We start from the raw sequence: 23,209 nt of genomic DNA, 5'->3' as shown, positions 1-23,209 counted from the left end.
CCAGATAGACAGATCGGTTCGCGAACAGGCTCCGCTCCCGGGGCTTTGTACGGTGCCGTGAGGACGACCAGGAGGAGGCAGCATGGCAGCCACCACGAAGACTGCGAACGCCAGGAATGGGAGTGGCGCAAGTCCAGCGCGCAAGCGCCCGGCCCGCACGCCGAAGCCGGAGGGCCAGTGGAAGGTCGACGGCAGAACCCCGCTCAATCATGATGAGGAGTTGAAGCAGGTTGAGTCGGTGCTGGAGGTGAAGCAGCGGGTGATCGACACGTACTCGAAGCAGGGCTTCGCGTCGATTCCGAATGAGGATCTCTACCCGCGTTTCAAGTGGTTGGGTCTGTACACGCAGCGCAAGCAAAACTTGGGCGGCGAGCACACGGGCAAGGACAATCTTGAGCTGCAGGACGAATTCTTCATGGCGCGCGTGCGTTTCGACGGCGGGCAGTGCTCCACGGACCAGGCGCGCGCGGTGGGGGAGATCTCCCGCGACTACTGCCGTTCCACGGCAGACTTGACGGACCGCCAGAATATCCAGCTGCACTGGGTCGGCATCGAGGATGTGCCGGCGATCTGGGAGAAGCTCGAGTCCGTCGGGCTGAACACGTGGGACGCGTGCGGCGACGTGCCGCGCGTGATCATGGGTTCGCCGGTAGCGGGCGTGGCAAAGGACGAGATCATCGACGCGACGCCGGCGATCGAAAAGATCAAGAACGAATACGTGCTGCGCGAGGAATTCCAGAATCTGCCGCGCAAATTCAAGACGGCGATCTCGGGCAATGCGCGCCAAGACGTGATCCACGAGATCAATGACGTCGCGTTCATCGGCGTGGAGCACCCGGAGTTGGGGCCCGGTTTCGAGCTTTTCGTCGGGGGTGGCTTATCGACGAACCCGATGCTGGCGAAGTCGCTCGGCGTGTTCGTCACGTTGGACGAGGTGCCGGAAGTCTGGGCTGCGGTGGTGCGCATCTTCAGGGATTACGGTTACCGCCGGCTGCGGAATCGGGCGAGGCTCAAGTTCTTGGTGGCGCAGTGGGGCGTCGATAAGTTCCGCCAGGTGCTCGAGGACGAGTACTTGGGCTACAAGCTTCCCGACGGCCCGCGCGCGCCGATGAATGTCATCGACCGCGATCACGTGGGCGTGCACGAGCAAATTGACGGCAAGGTCTACCTGGGTGTGAAGCCCACGATGGGGCACCTGACGGGCGAGCAGCTCATTGCGATCGCTGATGTGGCGGAGTCGTACGGGCTGACGCGTCTGCGGCTGACGCCGTTCAAGGAGATCCTTTTTCTGGATGTTGATCCAGAAAAAGCAGAAGAACTAGCGGATGACCTGCAGGAGATGGGGCTGTACTCCGCCCCTAGTGAATTCCGCCGCGGCATGCTCACGTGCACGGGCCTGGAATACTGCAAGCTCGCGCACACCACGACGAAGGCGAGGGGCATCGAGCTTGTCGACGAGCTCGAGGACCGCTTCGGTGACATCGATTCCCCCATCACCATCACGCTCAACGGCTGCCCGAACTCGTGTGCCCGCACGCAGGTCTCCGACATGGGCTTCAAGGGCCAGATGGTCGATGACGGCAACGGCAATAAGGTCGAAGGTTTCCAGGTTCACCTGGGCGGAACGGTGACGCGCGAGACTCCCGACGGCAACCAGGAGGCCAATTTCGGCCGCAAGATCCGCGGTCACAAGGTGCTCTCGTCCGAATTGGGGGAATACGTGAGCAGGGTGGTGGGAAATTTCGTCGGTAAGCGAAATGAGGGCGAGATTTTCCGCGACTGGGTGCTGCGCGCCGACGAGGAGGACCTGAAGTGAGATTTCGGCGCGAACCGAACGCGAACCGCAATTTTCCAGCACACTGCCCGTATTGCGCGGGCGAGGGGCTGTTTCCTGACGAAACGAGTGATTTCGCGTGGAAATGCACCGAATGCCTCCGTATCTTCGAGGTGAAGTTCTACGGGCAAGACGCCCCGGAACACGCCCCGGCGCCGGCGAAATCCACGGAGGAAGCCCTCCAGGTTTCGCTCGCGCACCACGGGCACGACGCGGTGTTGAGGAAGGAGAAATAATGGTCGACTTTTTGAATCGGCCGAGCGCGAATGTGCGCGACCCCGAGATCAGTCCGGAGGGGCCGAAGGAGACGGAGCCGCTGGATGCGGACATTGCGGCCACCAACGCGAAGCTTGTCGACGACTGGGCCGACGACCTCTACAACGCCTCCGCGCAAGAGATTCTCGAATGGGCCCACACATACGCCCCAGGGAAGCTCGCAGTGACGCTGAGCATGGAGAACACGGTGCTAGCGGAACTTGCGAAGGATTTTCTGCCCGAGGCTGATTTCCTCTTCCTCGACACCGAGTACCACTTCGACGAGACCCTCGAGGTGGCCGACAAGGTGGAGGAGCGCTACCCGGACCAGAAGCTCGTGCGCGCGAAAGCGATCCTGTCGCGCGAGGAGCAGAACCGTATTTATGGCCGCGCGCTGTACCGCACGAACCCGACGGCGTGCTGCCGCATGCGCAAGGTCGAGCCGCTGGCTGTGAGTTTGTCGCCGTACGCCGGTTGGGTGACTGGCCTGCGCCGTGCCGACGGCCCGACGCGCGCTGAAGCCCCCGCGCTGTCGCTCGATGCGACGGGACGGCTGAAGATCTCCCCGCTGATCACGTGGTCGCTGGATGACACCGACGACTATATCGACCGCAAGCAGCTCATCATTCACCCCCTGACGAAGCAGGGCTACCCGTCGATCGGCTGCTCCACCTGCACGATGCCGGTCGCCGAGGGTGAAGACCCCCGCGCCGGGCGGTGGGCGTTCAGCTCCAAGACGGAATGCGGGCTCCACGAATGAGCGAGACAGAGCTAAAGAAAAAGACAGAGGCTACGACTGATATGACGACGACCAAGGAACAGGTACTCTCCCCGCATCTGCGGGACTTAGAGAACGAGTCCATCCACATCATCCGCGAGGTAGCGGGCCAGTTCGACAAGATTGGCTTGCTTTTCTCCTCCGGCAAGGACTCGTGTGTGGTCTACGAGCTGGTTCGCCGCGCTTTTGCGCCGGCCACGCCGCCGATCGAGCTTTTGCACGTGGACACGGGGCACAATTTCCCGGAGGTCATCTCCTTCCGCGATGACCTGGTGGAAAAGACCGGCGCACGCCTGCGCGTCGCCCATGTCCAGGACTGGATTGACCGCGGTGACCTCGTGGAGCGCCCCGACGGCACCCGCAACCCGCTGCAGACCGTCCCGCTGGTGGAGACCATCGCCGAGGTCGGCTACGACGCCGTTTTGGGCGGCGCCCGCCGCGACGAGGAGCGCGCCCGCGCCAAGGAGCGTGTCTTCTCCGTCCGCGATTCCTTCGGCGGCTGGGACCCGCGCCGCCAGCGCCCCGAGCTGTGGGATCTGTACAACGGCGAGAAGCTACCGGGTGAGAATGTCCGCGTGTTCCCCATCTCCAACTGGACTGAGTCGGACGTGTGGGAGTACATCGGCGCGCGCAATATCGAACTGCCCGCCATCTACTTCGCGCACGACCGCGAGGTATTCAACCGCGACGGCATGTGGCTGACCGCCGGTGACTGGGGCGGTCCGCGCGAGGGCGAAAAGATCGAGACCCGCCGCGTGCGCTACCGCACCGTGGGCGACATGTCTTGCACCGGCGCCGTCGAATCCGACGCCACCACCATCGACGAGGTGCTCGCCGAGCTGGCCACCTCCACCTTGACCGAGCGCGGCGCCACCCGCGCCGACGACCGTCTGTCCGAGTCCGCCATGGAGGACCGCAAGAAGGAGGGCTACTTCTGATGAGCGCACCCACAATCTCTTCTCCCGCCGCGAGCGACGTGCTCGCGGACCGCGCCACGCTGCGCCTGTGCACCGCCGGCTCCGTCGACGATGGCAAGTCCACCTTCGTCGGCCGCCTGCTGCACGACACGAAGTCGGTGCTGGCTGACCAGATGGCCAGCGTCGAGCGCACGTCCGCCGACCGCGGTTTCGAGGGGCTCGACCTGTCGCTGCTGGTCGACGGCCTGCGTGCCGAGCGCGAGCAGGGCATCACCATCGACGTCGCTTACCGCTATTTCGCCACCGACAAGCGCACGTTCATCCTCGCGGACACCCCGGGCCACGAGCAGTACACGCGCAACACGGTCACGGGCATGTCCACCTCGCAGGTCGTCGTTTTGCTTGTCGACGCCCGCAACGGCATCAAGCCCCAGACCGTCCGCCACCTCACCGTGGCGAGCTTGCTCGGTGTGAAGACGGTGATCCTGGCCGTGAACAAGATCGACCTGGTGGACTACTCGGAGGATGTCTTCGCGGGCATCCGCGCCGAATTCGAGCAGCGCGCTGCCGCACTGGGCATCGCTGAGCCGCACGCTGTGCCGATCTCGGCGCTGAAGGGCGACAACGTCGCGGAGCGCTCTAGCGAGACTCCGTGGTACGGAGGTCCGAGCGTGCTCGAGCTGCTGGAGACCATTCCGGTGCACTCCGGCCGCGCGCTGGATCTGCCGTTCCGCTTCAATATCCAGTACGTCCTGCGCGAGCACGCCACCGACTACCGCGCATATGCCGGCACGGTCAATGCCGGCACAGTCAGCGTCGGCGACACCGTCACCGCGCCGAACGGAAAGACGACCACGGTCACGCACATCGACACCGCCGACGGTCTCGACGGCGCGACCACCGCGGACGCGGGCGACTCGATCGCACTGCGCCTGGCCGACGACATCGACCTGGCCCGCGGCGACCTGCTGTGCGGTGCCGCACAAGGGGAAAACGCATACCCGGAATTCGTCCGCGAATTCGAAGGCACGGTCGTGGGACTTACCGACAAGGACGTCACGGCAGGCAAGGCTGTGAAGCTGCGCTACGGCACCTCGCTCGTGCGCGCACGCGTGGCCAGCGTCGACCGCGTCCTGGACATTGACGGCACTCCGGAGACCAACTCCGACGAGACGTCGCCGGAATCCTTCGGCCTCAACGACATCGCGCACGTGACCATCCAGACGGCGCAGGAGCTGCCCGTCGAGGAGTACGCCGCGCGCGGAGCCGTGGGCAATTTCCTGCTCATCGACCAGGCCAGCGGAAACACGCTCGCCGCGGGACTCGTGGGAACGCGATTGAGGTAACAGCATGACGGCATTGATCACGCTCTCGCACGGCTCGCGCCACCCAGGTGCGAAGCTGGGAGTCAGCGAGCTCACGCAGGCAGCGGCGCGCCAGCTGGGGGTGACGGGAATCGACGCTCACCTCGAGTTCGACGCCCCCGACCTCACGGCGGCCGCACGCGTGCTCGCCGAGCGCGGACACACCCGCGCCGTGGTCGTGCCCACGCTGTTCACCAAGGCTTTCCACGCCACCCATGACGTGCCCGAGGCGATTGCCGAAGCGACCGCCGAAACAGGGCTCGAACTCATTCCGGCCGCAGGACTTGGTCAGGGACGCGACGTCGCGGCTGTGCTCGCGGCACGCGCGCTTATCGACGCCCCCCGCGCCTCCCACATCATCCTCTACCCCGTCGGCACCTCCAATGAAAAGGCGGCGGGGAAGACGATTGAGCTGGGACGGGACGTCGAAAAGCTCACTGGCATGTCCGTGACTACCGTTCCTGCGACTGGTCACGGTGGGCTCGTCGGCGCGGACGGAATTGCGGCCGTCGCGGATGAAAACGCTCATTTATTACCGCTATTTGTCACGAGGGGGTTGCTGCTGGACCGGGTGTGCCGAATGTGGCCCGGGACCATCTCCGCACCGTTAGGCGCGGATCTCGCGCACATCGTCGCCGCGCGCTACCTGGCGGCGCAATCCCTCTCACACGCAAAGGTCTAAGCATGAATCGCATGGTCACACTCATTCTCATTGCAGTCGCGGGTCTCGCAGGCCAGCTTGTCGACGGTGGCCTCGGCATGGGATTCGGCGTCACCTCCACCACCATGTTGATCATGCTCGCCAGCCTCGGCCCCGCGCAGGCGTCCGCCGTGGTGCACACCGCTGAGCTGGGAACGACCCTGGTCTCTGGCTTGAGCCACTGGCGATTCGGCAACGTGGATTGGCGGGTGGTCGCCGCGATCGGCATACCGGGTGCAATCGGTGCGTTCGCGGGCGCGACCGTCCTGTCGAACCTATCGACGGAAGCCGCCAAGCCGATCATGTCCCTCATTCTCGCCGCGATCGGCATCAACCTGGTGTGGCGTTTCTCCCGTGGCATTGTGCGCCGCAAAGTCGCTGAAAAACCGCACTCGAAGCCGTTCCTCGGGGTGCTGGGTATCTTCGGCGGCTTCGTCGACGCCACTGGCGGTGGCGGTTGGGGCCCGGTGACAACCTCGACCCTGCTGTCCGCCGGCCGCAGCGAACCGCGCCGCATCGTCGGTACCGTGACCACCGCCGAGTTCTTCGTCACCACCGCCGCGACCGCCGGCTTTGCCATCGGGATGTGGGAAGACCTCGTGGCCAACCTAGCTGCAGTTGTCGCCCTGCTCATCGGCGGAGTCATCGCTGCACCGCTGGCCGCTTGGCTGGTCACCCGCCTTAACCCGATCCTGCTCGGCGGCATCGTGGGCACCTTGATCGTCACGCTCAATCTGCCAGTCGTGTTCAAGGCCCTCGGCGCCGGCGCCTCCATCCTGGTCGCCGTCCGCGTCGTCGTCATCGTTGCTGGTGTCGTCCTGGCCATCCGCGGCTGGAAGCGCGCCCGAGAGAATTCACGCGCCGCCGCCGAAAAGGAGGGGGCCAGTCCATCCGGCGGCGCAGCGACTGCGCCACAGTCCACCTCGGTCACTGCCCGGCGCTAGCTGAAGCGCGGAAGCCAGCGGGTGGGGGTTAAACTAGGCCACATTCATCCGCTAGCTGAAAGACACTCGCCATGCTCGTTAGTGAAGCACTGTTTCTCCTGCTCTCGAACAAGTCTGACCGTTTTGAGATCGGAGTGAGCCACCAGCGCATCGCCCTCAACGGCGCGCTGCTGTGCGATCTTGTCGCCACTGGTTTGGCCACGATCGAGGACGGCAAATCTCCCACCGCGGTCGCCGCGGCGGGCGCAGCGAAGCGTGCGGCATCTCACCCGGCCTTGGCTCACGGCGTGTCCCGCTTAGAGGCCAAAGACGGCCAGACAGTCTACTCGGCGTTGAATTCCCGTAAGTTCGCCGACAAGGAAGCGCTCGCGCAGCGCCTCATCGAGGAAGGCGTGCTCGACCAGGAGCGCGCAAGCTTCCTCGGCTTGAAGTGGACTCGCTTCCCGGAAAAGGACGAGACCATCGAGGCCGCCATGCGCGACCGTTACCGCGATATCTTCCACGGCCATGCGGAGCCGCGCCCCGAAGAGGCCATGGTGATCCTGCTGCTGAAGAACACCGGTGAGCTGCGCCGCGTCTTCCTCGACGAGATCCAGGGCGTGCCCTTCAATGACGTGCGCGTCCGGGTGCGCGATATCGACCGGGCGGTGCTCGAGGGCGCGACCTTCGACCACGCCAAGGAGATCAATATCGTCCTCGCCGCGGTCGCGCGGGCCGCTGCCGTCGAGGAAGAGGCCGCGTCCAGCTAGCGGCCGGGATCGGAGCTGGCTACGGCACGCGGTGGGTCCAGGCGTCGGTGCTGAACTTCTCGTCGACAAGCTTCTCGGCAGCGGCGATGTCCGCGTCGGTGAGCTCGCCGACTTCGGCCGGGTAGCGGGAGACGAAGGTGTTCATCAGCGTCTCGATGACCTCCTGGCGGGAGACACCGGTCTGGCGGCGGAGCGGGTCGACACGCTTCTTGGCGGAGCGCACGCCCTTGTCGGCGAGCTTCACCTTGCCCACGCGCAGCACTTCCATCATCTTGTCGGCGTTGATGTCGTAGCTCATGGTCGTGTGGTGCAGGATCGCGCCCTGGACACGCTTCTGGGCGGCACCGCCGATCTTGCCGCCGTCGGAGGTGATGTCGTTGATGGGCACGTACCAGGCATTCACACCGAGTGACTGCAGACCGGCGAGCACCCAGGTGTCCAGGTACTGGTAGCTGTCCACGTAGCTCAGGCCTGCGACGACGTCGTCGGGCAGGTACATGGAGTACGTGACGCAGTTGCCGCCCTCCATGAACATCGCACCGCCGCCGGAGATGCGGCGCACGGGCACGATGCCGTGCTTCTCAATGCCCTCCGGGTCCAGCTCATTCTGGAAGGACTGGTAGGAGCCGAAGACGACGGCCTTGTCCTCCCACTCCCAGAAGCGCAGGATCGGGCCCTTGCGGCCGGCGGCGACTTCGTCGAGGAGGTACTGGTCCAAAGCGACATTCACCGGGGTCGGCAGAACGGGGGAGTGGATGACGGTCCAGTCATAGTCGGTGAGGTCTTTGGCGTCGAGAAGCGCGCGTCGCGAGGTGATAGCGACATCCCGGGTGGAGAATCCGTGGAGGGAGACATCGGGGAGGGGTGCTAACGCGTCGTCGATACGCTTCTGCAGGTCGTCGGCTGATTCCGTGACGGACGCGCCGACGAGTGCGCCGTTGATCGCGTCGTACGCCTCCTCCGGCTCGAGGAAGAAATCGCCCGAAATCTTGGCGTCGGTGATCGTCGCGCCGTCGTCGGTGATATCCGCGACGACGAGCTTTCCGCCGGAGACCTTTACTTCAAAGTGGTGCTTCACTTCGCGAACTCCTCGACGATCGCGGCGTTGAATGACGGCAGGTCATCCGGGGTGCGCGAAGAAACAATTCGCTTATCGACGCGCACCTCTTCGTCCACCCACGTCGCACCCGCATTGGACAGGTCAGTCTTTAGGGAGGGGTAGGACGTCATGGTGACACCCTTGAGGGCATCTGCGTCGGTGAGGATCCAGCCGCCGTGGCAGATCACGCCGACCGGCTTGCCTGCCTGGGTGAGCTCGCGCACGAACGCGACTGCCGCCTCGTCGGTGCGGATGTGGTCGGCGTTGCTGGTGCCGCCGGGGAGAATCAGAGCATCGAAATCTGCGGCGTTGGCCTCCGCCGTCGTCTGGTCAACGGTGACCTTCTCGCCCTTCTTGCCCTCGATCTCGCCGCTTTCCGTGGAGATGACGACGGTGGTGGCGCCTGCCTCGGCGACGGCGTCGCGCGGGCTCGTCAGCTCAGAATCCTCGAAACCGTCGGTGGCCAGGATCGCGATCTTCTTGTTCTCAAGTGCTTGGTTGCTCATGACGCCCCAGGGTAAAGAAAAAACGCCAGCCGGTGGGCTGGCGTTCGCTCAGGGCTAACTAGTCCTGGTGGGTTAGTCCTGCTTCTTCTCGAGGTCTTCCTCGTCGATAGCGCGGGACTCGCCCGGCGCGGACGTGTCCTCCTGGCTGTCCTTGCCCACGCGCGTGACGCGCGGGACCTTCGTGGAACCGAGCTTGCCGGCTTCCTCGTCGAGCTGGTCCTGGCCCTTGCGGCGGCCGAGGGAGCGCATGTGGTCGCGCACGGCGAGGTACGCCTCGCGTGAATCCAAAGTCTGACTCTGCTGCGTGGCGATCTGAATATCGTCGGCCGTGATCTCGCCGGTGCGCAGGGAGACCATCTCTGCCCAGTAGCGCAGCCACACAGCGGCGACCGCAGCGACCGGAACCGCGAGGAAAGCACCGACAATGCCGAACAGGGTGCCGCCCACTGCGACCGCGAGCAGGACGATCGCGGCGTGCAGACCCATCGAACGGGACTGCAGGATCGGCTGGAGAACATTGCCCTCGATCTGCTGGACCAGGATGACCAGGCCGAGCACCAGTAGCGCCTTGGTCAGGCCGCCGGACACCAGCGCGATGATCACGGCGAGGGCGCCAGCGGTGAACGCACCGATAATCGGGATGAAGCCACCGAAGAACGTGATCACAGCCAGCACCGGTGCGAGCGGCACACCGAGAATGAGCAGGCCGAGACCGATGAAGACGGCGTCCACCAGGGACACGATCGCCTGCGTGCGGATGAAGCCTGCCAGGGTGTTCCAGGAGCGCATGAGCACCTCAGTCAGATGCCAGCCGACCTTCACGCCGGTGTACTTGCGCAGCCACGGCAGGAAGCTGTCGCCGTCCTTGAGGAAGAAGAAGGACAGCACGAGCATCAGGGCGAGTGTCGTGCCGATCGACGCCGCCGCGCCGATGCCCGTCACCACACCAGAAGCGATATTGGAGGCCTGGCCGCGGACGAATTCGCCCGCCTGGTTGATCGCCTGCTCGATCTGAGTGGTGTCCACGTCGAACGGTGCGGAATTTTCCAACCAATCCAAGATCTGCCTGATGCCCTGCTCAGCCTGGTGGTAGAGCTCCACCGACTGGGTCTTGATAGTCGGGGCCATCGCGGCGAAGATGCCGCCGATGATGCCGAAGAAGCCGAACAACACCAAAAAGACCGCTAGTGCCGAAGGCACCTTGTGGTTGCGCAGCCAACGCACCGGCGGCCACAGGACAGTGCAGAAGATCAGCGCCAGCAGGGTCGGCAGGACACCCACCCAGACAAAGCCGATCAGCTTGAACAGGATTGCCGTGGCAATCACGACGACAATGAAGCGCAGCGCCCAGGCGGCTGCAGCTCGCCCGTCGGAGGCGATGACTCGGCCACGGTCGATGGGCTCGTCGGAAAGCTCCTGCGCTACTTGCGCTGCCGTCGGCTCCGTAGCGGGCGCCTCCACTGAATCGAGGAGGGTGGTGGCGAAATCTCTCGCCCCGTCAGTCTGCGCGTTGCGCGCGGGATTGTGTTCAGTCACGAACAAGCATTCTGCCAGAGATGGCGCGAAACACAACACTGCTAAGCAGTCATTATGCGGTTCCGCAGGGAGTGTGGGCTGCGCGGAGTGCGGCTGCGGGAGGCCAGGTTGAAAATTCTGGGCAGAAATTTTTGATTTCCCTGAAAAAACAATGGCCGTTGCGTAGCATGCTTTTCAAATAAAGGTTTGCTACCGAAAGGAACTGTCCGCCATGTCTCGTTTCCTGCGTCGTGCCACTGTCACTGTTGCCCTTACCGCCGCGGTCAGCGCGAGCGTCGCTGTTCCTGCGAATGCGTGGGAGAACACCTACCAGACCCACGAGGAAGCCGGGAACAGCGAAGGGATGTGCACGCTTGAATTCACTGCCAAGGAGCAGGAGAATATCAACGGTGCATACCAGCTGCTTTTTGAAACGATGGCGGACCTTTCTGCCGACCGTCTGAAGGACCGTGCCTCCGCGGATGTCTGGTACCCGTGGGCGAAGGAAAACCCGGACAAAGACCCGCTGGCCTGGCACCTGGGCACCAAGTACAACGGGAAAGATGTCGGCGACGCCCAGCGGAAGCTTGCGACGTTGGATATCAGCAAGAACTCTGGCCCGTACCACATGGCCGGCACTTACCTGCGTCAGTCGCGCAAGCCGATTCTCGAGGATCAGACCCTGAAGATCACTCCTGCGGAAGCCGGGGAGATGAAGGGGGCTGGCGCGGTCAAGACTGGTGATCTTGTCGCGCCGGGCCTGTGGGGCATTATCAGCGGCAGCCTCAAGATCAGCGACGCGGCTGACATGGCTGGCGAAGCCCTGAACAAGCTCGGTCCCCGTATTCAGCCGACCATTAAGAGCTACGAAAAGGCCCTCGAGTCCTGCGAGAAGAGGCAGTCTTCGACCGGCAAGATCAAGGAAGGTTCCAGCCTGGACACCGACCAGTTCGTCGGTGTCGTCGCCGGCGGTGTGCTTGGCGGCCTGGCCCTGCTCGGCCTGATCGCCGTCGCTGTCGGCCCCCTGGTCAACGACTTCTTCACTAACTTCTGGAAGAATGCCGGCGTGATCCGCTAGTTCGCGCCCGGAGCGGGGTTGCCATCGGGGGTGGCTGGATAAAAGCTGGATGAAATATGTGCACTAGGTGGGTAACCGCTTAGCGCGTGTTGTAATTTTAAAAACAACACTTCCAGCCCTTTACCGAAAGGCCACCCCGCCATGAAGTTCCGTCGCATTGCGCTGACCGTTGCCACCACTGCCGCAGTCACCGTCGGCGCTGTCTCCGTCCCCACTGCTGACGCTTATACCGTCGACTACAACGCTGAGACCGAAAAGTGCACCATCTCCTACACGGAGAACGACAAGTCGCGCATCAACGAGGCGTACAAGAACCTCTACACCGAAATGGCTGACCAGGTTTTCACTGACCTGGAGAAGAAGACTGAGACGACCGGCACCAGAATCGAGCCGTACACCCAGGAAGAGCGCAACGCGGACATCAAGCTCATTCGCGAGTACGCCGCTGAGGCGAAGGATCCGGCCGCCAAGGCTGAGGGCGGACTGTTCACGAAGGGCACTGTCGCGCAGGCTCAGCGTCGTCTCGCTACCTACGAAGGTGACTCTTACTGGCTGTATGTCGGACTGATGAAGGCGTCGAAGACCGACAAGATCACCGACACCACGCTCACTCTCACCCAGGAAGAGGCGGAGGACCGTGCGGCGGTCTTCGGCCTGGACCTCAAGAACGTCGCCGGTGCCACAGTCTGGGCCTTGATCCTGCAGGGCGGCACGGACCAGATTGCTGAAACTGCCAAGCAGGTTGTGCAGGATGACGTCCTGAAGGTCGCCGCCCCGGTCGCCGCGTACAACAAGTCCCTCAAGGCCTGCACCGAGGGCAAGAATGAGTCCAGCTCTGTCCCGGCGGGTTCCTCCATGTCCCTGAAGGGTCTGGGCGTCGCCATTGGTGCAGCCTTCGCTGGCCTTCTCCTGCTGACCGGTTTCCTTGGCTTCTCGCTGCGTCCGATCGTGGACCAGTACTTCGCTAAATAATCAGCTGATTCTGCTTTACCCCGGTTCCGGGCTCCGCATCGCGGAAGCCTCGGGTCCGGGGTTTTCTGCTGTCTCGGTGTGCTTGGGGTGGGGGCCTAGGCAGGATGTGAACCCCAAAACTTAGCTTCCCCAGGTCGGTGTTTTCGGCCTCAAAGTGCTGTCCTGGGGTAACTCACATTTGGGGTTAACAACGAGAATGAGGCCCGTCGAAAGCTGCTCCACCAGCGCAAATAAAGAAAGTTGAGTGGAGGTGGAACAACTTTGAGTGTGTATGGGTTGTAGAGATTGAGTGAGTCAAGCTCAACCTTGTGACAGTGTGTCGCCCGTCGGTGGTACAGTTGCTACCAGAAGTTGAGCGAATGGCAGTCAACCTGCGAAACGGGCTCGACTCAACGAAGTGAAAACACTCGATAAACCGAATTCTCAGGAGGACATTCACACAATGGGACGCGCAGTAGGTATTGACCTTGGCACCACGAACTCTGTTGTTTCCGTGCTCGAGGGCGGCGAGCCGGTAGTCATCGCTAACGCGGAGGGTGCGCGCACCACTCCGTCGGTCGTGGCTTTCGCCAAGAACGGCGAGATCCTGGTCGGCCAGTCCGCTAAGAACCAGGCGGTGACCAACGTCGACCGCACCATCCGCTCCGTCAAGCGCCACATGGGCGACAACGACTGGAACGTCAACATCGACGATAAGAAGTACACCCCGCAGGAGATTTCCGCGCGCACGCTGATGAAGCTGAAGCGCGATGCGGAGGCGTACCTCGGCGATGAGGTCACCGATGCGGTCATTACTGTTCCGGCGTACTTCGAGGACGCGCAGCGTCAGGCCACGAAGGAGGCCGGCCAGATCGCAGGTCTGAACGTCCTGCGTATCGTCAACGAGCCGACGGCGGCTGCACTGGCTTACGGTCTGGAGAAGGCCGATAAGGAACAGACCATTCTCGTCTTCGACTTGGGTGGCGGCACCTTCGATGTGTCCTTGCTCGAGATCGGCGACGGTGTCGTCGAGGTGCTGGCCACCGCCGGTGACAACGAGCTGGGCGGCGACGACTGGGATCAGCGCATCGTCGACTGGCTGGCAGACAAGTTCAAGTCCCAGCACGGCATCGACCTGACCAAGGACAAGATGGCGCTCCAGCGTCTGCGTGAGTCCGCGGAGAAGGCGAAGATCGAGCTGTCGTCCGCACAGCAGGCGTCCATCAACCTGCCGTACATCACGGTGGACTCCGAGAAGAACCCGCTGTTCTTGGACGAAAACCTGACCCGCACCGAGTTCCAGAAGATCACCTCCGATCTGCTGGACCGCACCAAGGAGCCGTTCAACCAGGTCATCAAGGATGCCGGCATGTCCGTCGGCGACATCGACCAGGTTGTGCTCGTCGGTGGTTCCACCCGTATGCCGGCTGTCTCCGACCTGGTGAAGGAGCTCACCGGCAAGGACCCGAACAAGTCCGTGAACCCGGACGAGGTCGTGGCTCTGGGTGCTGCTCTGCAGGCTGGTGTTCTGCGCGGCGATGTCAAGGACGTCCTGCTGCTCGACGTCACGCCGCTGTCCCTGGGTATTGAGACCAAGGGTGGTGTGATGACCAAGCTGATCGAGCGCAACACCACGATCCCGACGAAGCGTTCGGAGACCTTCACCACGGCTGAGGACAACCAGCCGAGCGTGCAGATCCAGGTCTTCCAGGGCGAGCGCGAGATGGCAACGGCGAATAAGCTGCTCGGCTCCTTCGAGCTCGGCGGCATCGCTCCGGCACCGCGCGGTGTCCCGCAGATCGAGGTCACCTTCGACATCGACGCCAACGGCATCGTTCACGTGACCGCGAAGGACAAGGGCACCGGCAAGGAGAACACGATCAAGATCCAGGAGGGCTCCGGCCTCTCCCAGGAGGAGATCGACCGCATGGTCAAGGACGCCGAGGCCCACGCTGACGAGGACAAGGCTCGCCGCGAGGAGCAGGAGACCCGCAACAACGCGGAGTCCATGGCGTACCAGACCCGCAAGTTCCTTGACGAGAACTCCGACAAGGTCTCCGAGGACATCAAGACCAAGGTCACGGCTGCTGCCGACGAGGTCGATGAGGCGCTGAAGGGCGACGATCTGGATGCGATCAAGGCTGCCGTCGAGAAGCTGACCACTGAGTCGCAGGAGATGGGCAAGGCCATCTACGAGGCTGATGCGAATGCCGGCGCAACGCAGGCTGACGCAACGGCTGAGGCTGATGACAATGTCGTGGACGCAGAGGTCGTCGAGGAAGACGAGAACGACTCCAACGACTCCGACAACAAGTAAGGAGCGGCACACCGATGACCAACCCGAACGAGCAGATGCCCGATAACCCGGGCGCGCCCGAGGCCACGGACGACGAGTACATCAGCCCGGACCAGTCGGAGACCTTGGCCCAGGAGGCCGCGGAATCTGAGGCGCTGGCTGGGGACGACCCGTTGTCGAACGAAGAGGTGCTCGACGCTGAGCTCGCCGACGCGTTGGATGACGTGGAGCGCGAGGTCAACCCAGACGCCGATGGCGACGGGGCGGTCTCCGATGTGGAGCTTCAGCTCGCTGAGCGCACGGAGGACCTCCAGCGCGTCTCGGCCGAGTACGCGAATTACCGTCGTCGCACGGAGCGCGAGCGCACGCAGATCGCCAATGACGCCAAGGCCAAGGTGATCACGGAGCTGCTCCCGCTTATCGACGATTTGGAGCTCGCCCGCCAGCACGGCGATCTTGCCGACGGCCCGCTGAAGGCGTTTTCCGACAACCTGCAGGCAGTCTTGCAGCGTCAGAAGACGCAGGCCTTTGGCGAGGAAGGCGAGGCCTTCGACCCGGAGATCCACGAGGCGGTGCAGGACCTGTCGCAGGGCGACGAGAAGGTGATCGGCACTGTCCTGCGGAAGGGCTACCGCGTCGGTGACCGCCTGATCCGCAACGCGATGGTGATCATCGCGGACCCGGAAGATGGCGGGGACGCACCGGAAGGTAGCGCTGAGTAAAACTCAGTAGCGCATTACCGCGGCCGGGGAGGGAAGCTTAGACATCAGCGACGTCGACGATTCCCGCCTCGGCCGCGTTTTACATAGATAAACGTTTTTAGCAGTGAAAATAGACGCAGAACACAACAGAATAGGAATGGAAGGAGGAGGCGCACATGGCTATGCAGCAGGAATGGGCGAATAAGGACTATTACGGCGACCTGGGGCTGTCGTCGTCGGCAAGCGCGGCTGAGATCAAGAAGGCGTACCGCAAGCTGGCGCGCGAGAATCACCCGGATTCCCACCCGGGCGATAAGCAGGCCGAAGAGCGTTTCAAGAAGGTGGCGGAGGCGTACGACGTCCTCGGCGACGAGACGAAGCGCAAGGAATACGACGAATTCAAGTCGATGATGAACTCCGGAGGCTTCATGCGCTTCGGGGGGAAAGGAGGTTCCGGGTTTCCGGGCGGGTTTCGCACGACGACGACCACGTCGGACTTCGGGACCGGCGGATTCGGCGACGCAGGATTCGGACAGTCGTTTGGACAAGGCGGAGGATTTTCTGCGGAAGGCGGTCTTGGTGACATCTTCGGTGGCCTCTTTAACCGCGGCGGCGGCACTGGCAGGAGTGCTCGGCCGACGCGGGGGGCCGACGTCGAAACGCAAATAACGCTCGACTTCCGTGAAGCGGTCAAGGGCACGACGATCCCGGTCGAGCTGACCGGCGAGGCACCGTGCACCGATTGCCACGGCTCTGGTTCGGCGACGGGCAAGACCACGACGTGCCCGGATTGCGGTGGCTCCGGCTTTGTCAGCGAGCAGAAGGGCGCGTTCGGCATGTCCCGGCCGTGCACCCGCTGTGGCGGCACCGGCCAGATCATTGAGGATCCGTGCCAGACCTGCTCGGGCAGCGGCACGGTCCGGCGCACCCGGTCGATCACTGTGCGGATTCCCGCCGGCGTGATCGACGGGCAGAAGGTGCGCCTGGCCGGCCAGGGTGAGGCAGGCCCGAACGGCACGCCGGCGGGCGATCTGTTCGTGAATGTGACGGTGACGCCGGACAAGGTGTTCACTCGCAACGGCGATGACCTGGAAGTGACGGTGCCGGTGAGCTTCGCGGAACTGGCACTCGGCGGTGCTGTCACGGTGCCGACGTTGGACAGCCCGGTGAAGGTGAAGGTCCCCGCGGGCACGCCGAACGGTCGGACTTTGCGTGTGAAGGGACGCGGTGTGCCACGTAAGTCGGGCACCGCGGGCGACCTCATGGTCACCGTCGAGGTCGAGGTGCCGAAGAACCTGGACGCCACGGCGACGAGCGCGCTGCGCACCTACGCCCAGGCGGAGAAGGACTCCGGTTTCAACCCGCGCTCCGGTTGGTCCGGGTCCACCCAGTAGGGAGGTGATGCGTAGATGAATAAGAAAGACGACGCTGTCGACGAGTACTACGTCATCTCTGTCGCCGCCGAGCTCACCGGCATGCACGCGCAGACCCTGCGCACGTACGACCGGATGGGCTTGGTCAGCCCGATGCGCACGTCGGGAGGCGGGCGCCGCTATTCGCAGCGTGATATTTCGCGATTGCGCACGATTCAGCGCCTTTCGCAGGAAGAGGGCGTGAATTTGGCCGGCATCAAGACGATCATTGAGCTGACCCAGCGCATCGACGACCTCGAGGACGAGAATGCGCGGCTCCGTGAACGGGTCGCCCGCGCACCACGGCGCGGCGGGGAGCTCGTCCACGTGCCGCGTTCGACGGCGGTGGTGACGTGGTCGCGTACCGCGCGCCGCGACCGAGGCTAAATCAGAATCGAATTACCCGCGCAGCGTGGGTTTCTGGCACAATTCCTCGGTGGGAGATCCACCGTTTGAATTGAATGCCGCATCGAAAGGGCCCGCGCTGTGCCGAGTCACGTTTCCTTCCGTCGCCGTGGGCTAATCGCCACCGCCACGGCGCTCGCTCTTAGTATTCCAAGCACGGTCGCGGCGCAAGAGGCGCTGGCGAGGGAATCGAAACAGGTCCCGCAGGGGGGCCTAGCGCAGGCAACGAGTGAATACGGGCCGACGGGCATCGAGTTCGTCCTTGCCACAGACGCAACGCTTATCGACGGCACGCTCCTGACCGCCGGCACCTCCCTCCACCGCTGCACTGACCAGGCCAGCATCAATAACTGTGTGTACCAATTCGATTTCGAGCCGGGCACAGTCGTGAATGTGGTGTACACCTACCCGACCTACACGTCGACGGTCCCGGTGACGGTGGTGGAGCGTGACCCAGTCGGCCAGTCCGAAGAAATTCCGCTGATCAACGAGGAGTTCATTTCGGGCGAGTACTCGATCAAGTACCCGAAGAGCTTCCCGCGGATCGGCGAAAAAGCCACGTCCTTGGCGCCGACAGCCACGCGTGTGGTGGACGGTGTCCGCTACGAAAACCAGCCGTTGCCGAAGGGCACCACGTTCGCCGTGGACGAGAAAAGCGCAGATATGGCGGAAGTCGATGAGCTCGGCCGCGTCACGCTGACTCCCCCGGCGACGGCGAAGCCGGGGGAGACGGTCTCGGTGGGTGTCATAGCCACCTACCCGGACGGCAGCAAGGGCACGTTCACCGCGGCATTCCAGCTGGAGAACAAGCAACAGAGCGAAATGTTCACGCCGCACTACGAGGCGGGCCGCGAGGTCGTGCCCGGCGGCACCATCACGGTGCGCCAGGTTGCAGGTGATCTGCCGAAGGATGTGCTGTTCTACCCACACACGCCCGTGAAAGATTTGAACGGGTGGACTGTGTCGGTCGAGGCGACGACCGGCGATCTGTCGGTCACTGCGCCGAAAGAGGGCGAGCACCAGCCACTTCGCTTCACGACGGCCGCGTTGTACGCCGACGGCTCCCAGTCCGATCTGACGGCCGAGGTGAGCCTGAAAGACGGTAAGGCGGAATCGGGCGAACGCCGCGTGAGCTTCCCGGAGGTCAGAGCTGCGGCCGGAGACGGCGACGTGCTCTCGGTGACCCCGAGCATCCCTGGAAAGCTCCCCGAAGGAACGCGCTTCACGCTGGTTGAAGCCGGCTCTCTCAAGGATGCAGAAGTGAACGAGCAGACAGGCGAGCTCACCTTCACGGGTGCGACCGGCGGCACCGAACCAGTCGACCCGGTGGTGGAAGTGATCTACCCGGACGGATCGGTGAGCACCGTGGAGGTTCCGCTCGAGCTGACGGGCAACGACGGTGGCCGCATGTGCGCGGTGAAAGCATCGAGCACCAGCTCCGCGAAGGAATGCACGGCGGCCATCATCGGGGTTCTCGCCGTGGTGACCGGCATCATTGGAATGTTCACCGGAGCAGCGCGCATCCTGCAGGATTACCTGCCGGAGCAGCTGCGCCCCTACCTGCCGAAGGGGTGGTGACATGCGCCGAATCACCGCAGTAGCGCTTGCGACCAGCGCTAGTTTGATCACGCAGGCAGTCGTGGTGCCTCATTCCGCATCCGCTGAACCGGCGGCGGGTACCCAGGATGCAGGGCAGAATGCGCAGGCAGGCAGCCCGGAAGTTCTGAGCGCGAAGGTGGATAAATCGGGCACAGGACGCGCGACGTTGACGTTCCAGGACCCGCTCGCAGACGGCGGAATTCTGCGGACGCGCCTGGATAGCCGTATTTACCTCGGCGATGAGCCATCGTTTACCGACGCATCGACGGCCACGACCCGCAGGGAGGGAAATGCGGAGGTGGTGGAGCTGCGTAACGTCGATAAGCGAACTGGCATCGAGCTCGTGCGCACCTACCGTTTCGATGGCGCGCGGGCGACGCTCGAAGCGACGATGAAAAATACGACGTCGCAGATCCAGGCAATGCAGGTTGACCTGACGCACGCCGGAATGTACACGTCGCCGTCGTTCGACGCGGCGGCCGGTGTGCAGCCGATCGTGGCGCGATCGACCGACCCGGATTATGACGTCACCGTCGAATTCGGCGGAAACCCCCAGGCCACCGGTTTTTCCGGTGGCGACGGGTCGTGGTCGGACGCGAAATACGGCAAGGACGGCACGAAAGCGAAAGCTGGCGACGGCGGCGCGCGCTTGCAGGGAGGACGCTGGTTCCGTCCGCTGAAACCGGGCGAGACGTTCACGGGCTCGATCACGGTGAGCGCGCAGGCTGCGCCGAAAGCCATCGACCGCGACCGCGACGGCATTCCCGATGAGTGGGAGCGCGGTGCGTTCACTCCTGCCGGTTCCGCAGAGCAGCTCGAGCTCGCGCGCTGGGGCGCGACCCCTGAGAAGCCGGATCTATTCCTGCAGCTCAACTGGATGCAACCGGAAGCTGCGACGGCCGGATGCTCGGATGACGCGTACGCACGCTCCGTGCGTGGTTTCAACGCATTCGTCGGGTGCGCGACGGCGAATAAGAACGAGTACCGGCCCTCGCGCAAGTCGCTCAACGACCTCGTCAAGAAATTCGCCGAGAACGGCTACAAACTCCACATCGACGCAGGTACCTGGTACAACAACTTCACCACCGATCCGACGCAGCTCAAGGGCGGCCCGACGGAGTCATATTCGCAGTACTACGCGGAAAACGGCGACGTGGGAGGCGCACTCGCGGCGGACCGCACCCGCCTGCTCGGCGGCCGAAAGTCCGTGTTCCGTCTCGGCATCATCGGCGATCAGATCATGCCTGGCGACGATTCTTCGGGCGCCGGTTCCACACCTGGCGGCGCGTTCTTCGTGTCCAAGCCGAAGGACATGACCAACGACGAGCATCTGCGCAACACGATCCTCCACGAGCTCGGTCACAATCTCGGGCTCAGCCACACCGGCGTGGCGTCGATCGCGGACCCGGAGGGGCAGAATTACCTGCCCGAGTACCACTCGACAATGAACTACCTGTACCAGTTCTCCCATTTCGGGTACTCCAACGAAGTGTCGCGCCCGAAACCTACGCTGCCCGCAGCATGCACCGGCCAGCCGTGCTACCTCGGTGACTACACCGTGCCGCCCGACTGGGATAATTTGCAGTTCTACGACGGAGTGATCGGGCGCGCGACAGGGGCGGTGGCTCCTGAATCGAAGCATACGGAGCACGTGCCAACGATACGTGAGCTCCAGGCGCTGTCCGCCGACAAGAACAACGGCAAGGCCGGTTTCCGCCTCGTGGACAGCCGCGACCGCATCAACGGCGTGGCCACCTACCGCGACAATAACGTGCTGACCGGCGAGATCAGCAACCTCGGCCGCAAGGACCACACGTTCACGCTCGAAGTCAGCTACGCTGGCGGCAAGACATGGCGCAAGAAATTCACGGTCAAAGGCATTCCGCTTGACGACGCCGCGTCTGCCTCCCCCAAGCGCACCGTCTCCATCCCCGTGAACCTGCCCGCGGATTTCCGCGGTTCCTCCCTGCCCGTGTCGTTCCGTGTGATCAATGAGTCGGGGGAGCAGCAGTACAGCGAGACCCTCACCGTGCCCGTTCTGGACTACACCGCCGCTGAGGCCAAAGAGGTGCTCAAGCAGGTGCTTGCCGATCCGAAGGCATCCGCGCAGCAGAAAACCCTTGCCCGCAGCGTGCTCACGCCGACGAGCAAGGGTAAAGATCTGGAGGACGGAAACAACTCTGGCAATACCAGCGAGCGTTCTGGCACTGCCCCGGGAGCGAACGTCTCAGAGGGGTCGAGTACTGCCGGTATCGTCTTCGCGGTCCTCGCTCTGATCGCGGCGATCGCGGGCCTGGTCGGAATCGTGGCCCTGCCCGCGATGCCGGGCGCGCGACGCTAGAACTCGATCGCCGCGGCGCCCTTGATGTTGCGGAGGTTCGAGCGGGCCAGCTCGACCATGTTGCCGATGCCGCCGTCGAGCACCGTCTTGACCGCGGACTCGGTGAAGCCCTTGATCATGGTCCAGTCGAAGTTCGGCGGCAGGGACAGAGCGTCCGGGTCAGTGACCATCTCGACCAAGACTGGGCCGTCGTAGGCGAAGGCCTCCTTGATGGTCTTCTCCAGATCCGTCGGCTTCTCCACGCGGAAGGACTTGATCCCCACTGCCTCGGCGATATTGGCGTAGTTCACCTGGGCGTGGTCGGTCTGGAATTCCTTCAGGCCGGCGACCATCATCTCCAGCTTGACCATGCCGAGGCTGGAGTTGTTGAACACCATCATCTTCACCGGAAGATTGTGCTGCTGCACGGTGATCAGCTCGCTGAGCAGCATGGACACGCCGCCGTCGCCGGAGAAGGTGATCACCTGGCGGTCACGGTCCGCCGCCTGCGCACCGATCGCCTGCGGGACGGCATTAGCCATGGTGCCGTGGCGGAAGGACGCCAGCTCGTCCTTCTTGCCGTTCGGGGTGATGTAGCGGGCAGCCCAGACATTGCACATGCCGGTGTCGACGGTGAAGATGGCGTCGTCGTCGGCCAGCTCGTCGATAAGCTGTGCGGCGTACTCCGGGTGGATCGGGGTGGCCTTCGTCTTCGTCCTGGTGCCGAAGTTCTCGATCACCGTCTCGAGCAGGTGCGCGTGCTCCTTGAGCATCTTGTCCAGGAAGGAGCGGTCCTTCTTCTCGTCGACGTGCGGAAGGATGTTCTCAATGACGCTCTTGACGTCGCCGACGACCGGGTACTTGACCTTGGCGCGGCGGCCGATGTTCTCGCCCTTGATATCCACCTGCGCGACATTGTCGGTGGGCAGCCAATCATTGTACGGGAAGTCCGTGCCCAACAAGATGAGCAGGTCGGCCTCGTGCGATGCCTCGTAGCAGGCGCCGTAGCCGAGCAGGCCGTTCATGCCCACGTCGAAGGGATTGTCGTACTGGATGTGCATCTTGCCACCGAAGGAGTGGCCGATCGGGGACTTGATCTTCTCAGCGAGTTGCAGGATTTCCTCGCGCGCATTCGCTGCACCCACGCCGCAGAACAGCGTGACGGTGTCTGCCTCGTTGATTGCCTGAACCAGACGAGCAGCCTCACCGGCATCCGGGAAAACGCGCTTGTCGTCGCCACGCGCGATGGTGGACTCGAGCAGCGGCACATCAGCGGCATCCTGGCTGGCAATATCGCCCGGCATGACGAAGACGGACACGCCCTTGCCCGCCATCGTCGACTGGATGGCGTGGTGCAGGATGCGTGCACCCTGTTCCGCCGAGTTAGCCATCTCGCAGTAGCCGGAGCACTCTGCGAAGATTTTCTCCGGGTGCGTCTCCTGGAAGAAGTTGGAGCCGATCTCCTGGCTCGGGATGTGCGAGGCGATGGCCAGCACCTTCCCGCCGTTGCGGTGCGAATCATAAAGACCCTGAATCAGGTGGGTGTTGCCCGGGCCGCACGATGCGGCGCAGACAGCGAGCTCGCCCGTCACGAGGGACTCGGCGCCGGCGGCGAAGGCGGCGGCCTCCTCGTTGCGGACGTGAACCCACTCGATATTCGAATCAGCCACTGCGTCGGACACCGGGTTCAGGGAGTCGCCGACGAGGCCGTAAATGCGCTTGACGCCGTTGCGCTCTAGCGTCTCCACGATTTGGTGCGCGAAATCCTTAGCCAATTTTTTCCTCC

At 63.6% G+C, this 23,209-nt stretch carries 20 protein-coding genes; 16 read left to right on the top strand and 4 right to left on the bottom strand.

Translation table 11 applies throughout. The features are described 5' to 3' along the window. Positions 1 to 82 precede the first annotated feature (82 nt). From ACUY2Y_RS10365 to ACUY2Y_RS10330, 8 genes are all read left to right on the top strand, one after another. Positions 83 to 1,816: a nitrite/sulfite reductase gene (locus ACUY2Y_RS10365; RefSeq protein WP_448326267.1), complete on the top strand. Its 1,734-nt coding sequence runs from the start codon at positions 83 to 85 to the stop codon at positions 1,814 to 1,816. Continuing rightward, complete coding sequence (locus ACUY2Y_RS10360; RefSeq protein ID WP_448326265.1) at positions 1,813 to 2,070, top strand: hypothetical protein; 258 nt, start codon at positions 1,813 to 1,815, stop codon at positions 2,068 to 2,070. The genes ACUY2Y_RS10365 and ACUY2Y_RS10360 overlap by 4 nt, the downstream gene beginning before the upstream one ends. Next, positions 2,070 to 2,849: a phosphoadenylyl-sulfate reductase gene (locus ACUY2Y_RS10355; RefSeq protein ID WP_448326263.1), complete on the top strand. Its 780-nt coding sequence runs from the start codon at positions 2,070 to 2,072 to the stop codon at positions 2,847 to 2,849. Before ACUY2Y_RS10360 ends, ACUY2Y_RS10355 begins: the two co-directional genes overlap by 1 nt. A gap of 41 nt (positions 2,850 to 2,890) precedes the next feature. Next, a complete protein-coding gene (gene cysD, locus ACUY2Y_RS10350; protein WP_210573979.1) occupies positions 2,891 to 3,805 on the top strand; it encodes a sulfate adenylyltransferase subunit CysD in 915 nt (304 codons plus the stop codon). Beyond that, complete coding sequence (locus tag ACUY2Y_RS10345) at positions 3,805 to 5,130, top strand: sulfate adenylyltransferase subunit 1 (RefSeq protein WP_448326261.1); 1,326 nt, start codon at positions 3,805 to 3,807, stop codon at positions 5,128 to 5,130. The genes cysD and ACUY2Y_RS10345 overlap by 1 nt, the downstream gene beginning before the upstream one ends. A gap of 4 nt (positions 5,131 to 5,134) precedes the next feature. Then, positions 5,135 to 5,830, top strand: a complete 696-nt coding sequence (locus tag ACUY2Y_RS10340) for a sirohydrochlorin chelatase (protein ID WP_448326259.1) — start codon at positions 5,135 to 5,137, stop codon at positions 5,828 to 5,830. Positions 5,831 to 5,841: 11 nt separating this feature from the next. Beyond that, positions 5,842 to 6,792, top strand: a complete 951-nt coding sequence (locus tag ACUY2Y_RS10335; protein WP_448326294.1) for a sulfite exporter TauE/SafE family protein — start codon at positions 5,842 to 5,844, stop codon at positions 6,790 to 6,792. A gap of 71 nt (positions 6,793 to 6,863) precedes the next feature. Beyond that, positions 6,864 to 7,541: a GOLPH3/VPS74 family protein gene (locus ACUY2Y_RS10330; RefSeq protein ID WP_448326257.1), complete on the top strand. Its 678-nt coding sequence runs from the start codon at positions 6,864 to 6,866 to the stop codon at positions 7,539 to 7,541. A 19-nt stretch (positions 7,542 to 7,560) separates the two neighbouring features. On the opposite strand, the gene ACUY2Y_RS10325 is transcribed toward ACUY2Y_RS10330, so the two are convergent. From ACUY2Y_RS10325 to ACUY2Y_RS10315, 3 genes are all read right to left on the bottom strand, one after another. Next, the gene (locus ACUY2Y_RS10325; RefSeq protein ID WP_448326255.1) at positions 7,561 to 8,619 is read right to left on the bottom strand and encodes a lipoate--protein ligase family protein; all 1,059 of its coding nucleotides are present in this window, start codon (positions 8,617 to 8,619) and stop codon (positions 7,561 to 7,563) included. Next, positions 8,616 to 9,146: a type 1 glutamine amidotransferase domain-containing protein gene (locus tag ACUY2Y_RS10320; protein WP_448326253.1), complete on the bottom strand. Its 531-nt coding sequence runs from the start codon at positions 9,144 to 9,146 to the stop codon at positions 8,616 to 8,618. Before ACUY2Y_RS10320 ends, ACUY2Y_RS10325 begins: the two co-directional genes overlap by 4 nt. 72 nt (positions 9,147 to 9,218) lie before the next feature. Next, the gene (locus ACUY2Y_RS10315; protein WP_448326252.1) at positions 9,219 to 10,682 is read right to left on the bottom strand and encodes an AI-2E family transporter; all 1,464 of its coding nucleotides are present in this window, start codon (positions 10,680 to 10,682) and stop codon (positions 9,219 to 9,221) included. A 211-nt stretch (positions 10,683 to 10,893) separates the two neighbouring features. On the opposite strand from ACUY2Y_RS10315, the gene ACUY2Y_RS10310 reads away from it, so the two are divergent. The 8 genes from ACUY2Y_RS10310 (at position 10,894) to ACUY2Y_RS10275 (ending at position 21,444) form a co-directional block, all read left to right on the top strand. Further along, entirely contained in the window at positions 10,894 to 11,739 is an 846-nt protein-coding gene (locus ACUY2Y_RS10310) for a hypothetical protein (protein ID WP_448326251.1), read from the top strand. A gap of 141 nt (positions 11,740 to 11,880) precedes the next feature. Then, positions 11,881 to 12,711 carry a hypothetical protein gene (locus tag ACUY2Y_RS10305; protein WP_448326249.1) on the top strand — a complete coding sequence of 277 codons (831 nt, stop codon included), beginning with the start codon at positions 11,881 to 11,883 and terminating at the stop codon, positions 12,709 to 12,711. A gap of 442 nt (positions 12,712 to 13,153) precedes the next feature. Then, a complete protein-coding gene (dnaK, locus tag ACUY2Y_RS10300; RefSeq protein ID WP_448326248.1) occupies positions 13,154 to 15,007 on the top strand; it encodes a molecular chaperone DnaK in 1,854 nt (617 codons plus the stop codon). A gap of 14 nt (positions 15,008 to 15,021) precedes the next feature. Next, on the top strand, positions 15,022 to 15,708 hold the full coding sequence (grpE, locus tag ACUY2Y_RS10295; protein WP_448326246.1) for a nucleotide exchange factor GrpE: 687 nt from the start codon (positions 15,022 to 15,024) through the stop codon (positions 15,706 to 15,708). A 155-nt stretch (positions 15,709 to 15,863) separates the two neighbouring features. Continuing rightward, positions 15,864 to 17,081 (top strand): molecular chaperone DnaJ, encoded by a 1,218-nt coding sequence (gene dnaJ / locus ACUY2Y_RS10290; RefSeq protein WP_448326244.1) that lies wholly within the window; start codon positions 15,864 to 15,866, stop codon positions 17,079 to 17,081. 15 nt (positions 17,082 to 17,096) lie between these two features. Further along, the gene (locus ACUY2Y_RS10285) at positions 17,097 to 17,486 is read left to right on the top strand and encodes a heat shock protein transcriptional repressor HspR (RefSeq protein WP_448326242.1); all 390 of its coding nucleotides are present in this window, start codon (positions 17,097 to 17,099) and stop codon (positions 17,484 to 17,486) included. Positions 17,487 to 17,585: 99 nt separating this feature from the next. Next, positions 17,586 to 19,082 (top strand): YPDG domain-containing protein, encoded by a 1,497-nt coding sequence (locus ACUY2Y_RS10280; protein WP_448326240.1) that lies wholly within the window; start codon positions 17,586 to 17,588, stop codon positions 19,080 to 19,082. Between the two features lies 1 nt (position 19,083). Beyond that, on the top strand, positions 19,084 to 21,444 hold the full coding sequence (locus ACUY2Y_RS10275) for a hypothetical protein (RefSeq protein WP_448326238.1): 2,361 nt from the start codon (positions 19,084 to 19,086) through the stop codon (positions 21,442 to 21,444). On the opposite strand, the gene ACUY2Y_RS10270 is transcribed toward ACUY2Y_RS10275, so the two are convergent. Further along, positions 21,441 to 23,198, bottom strand: coding sequence for a pyruvate dehydrogenase (locus tag ACUY2Y_RS10270; RefSeq protein ID WP_448326237.1), 1,758 nt, complete (start codon positions 23,196 to 23,198; stop codon positions 21,441 to 21,443). The genes ACUY2Y_RS10275 and ACUY2Y_RS10270 overlap by 4 nt on opposite strands. Between the last annotated feature and the right edge of the window lie 11 nt (positions 23,199 to 23,209).

This window comes from Corynebacterium sp. 20-84 (assembly GCF_053479455.1).
The sequence above is the reverse complement of the archived record's forward strand: the minus strand, read 5'-3'. Positions and strand labels throughout refer to the sequence as shown.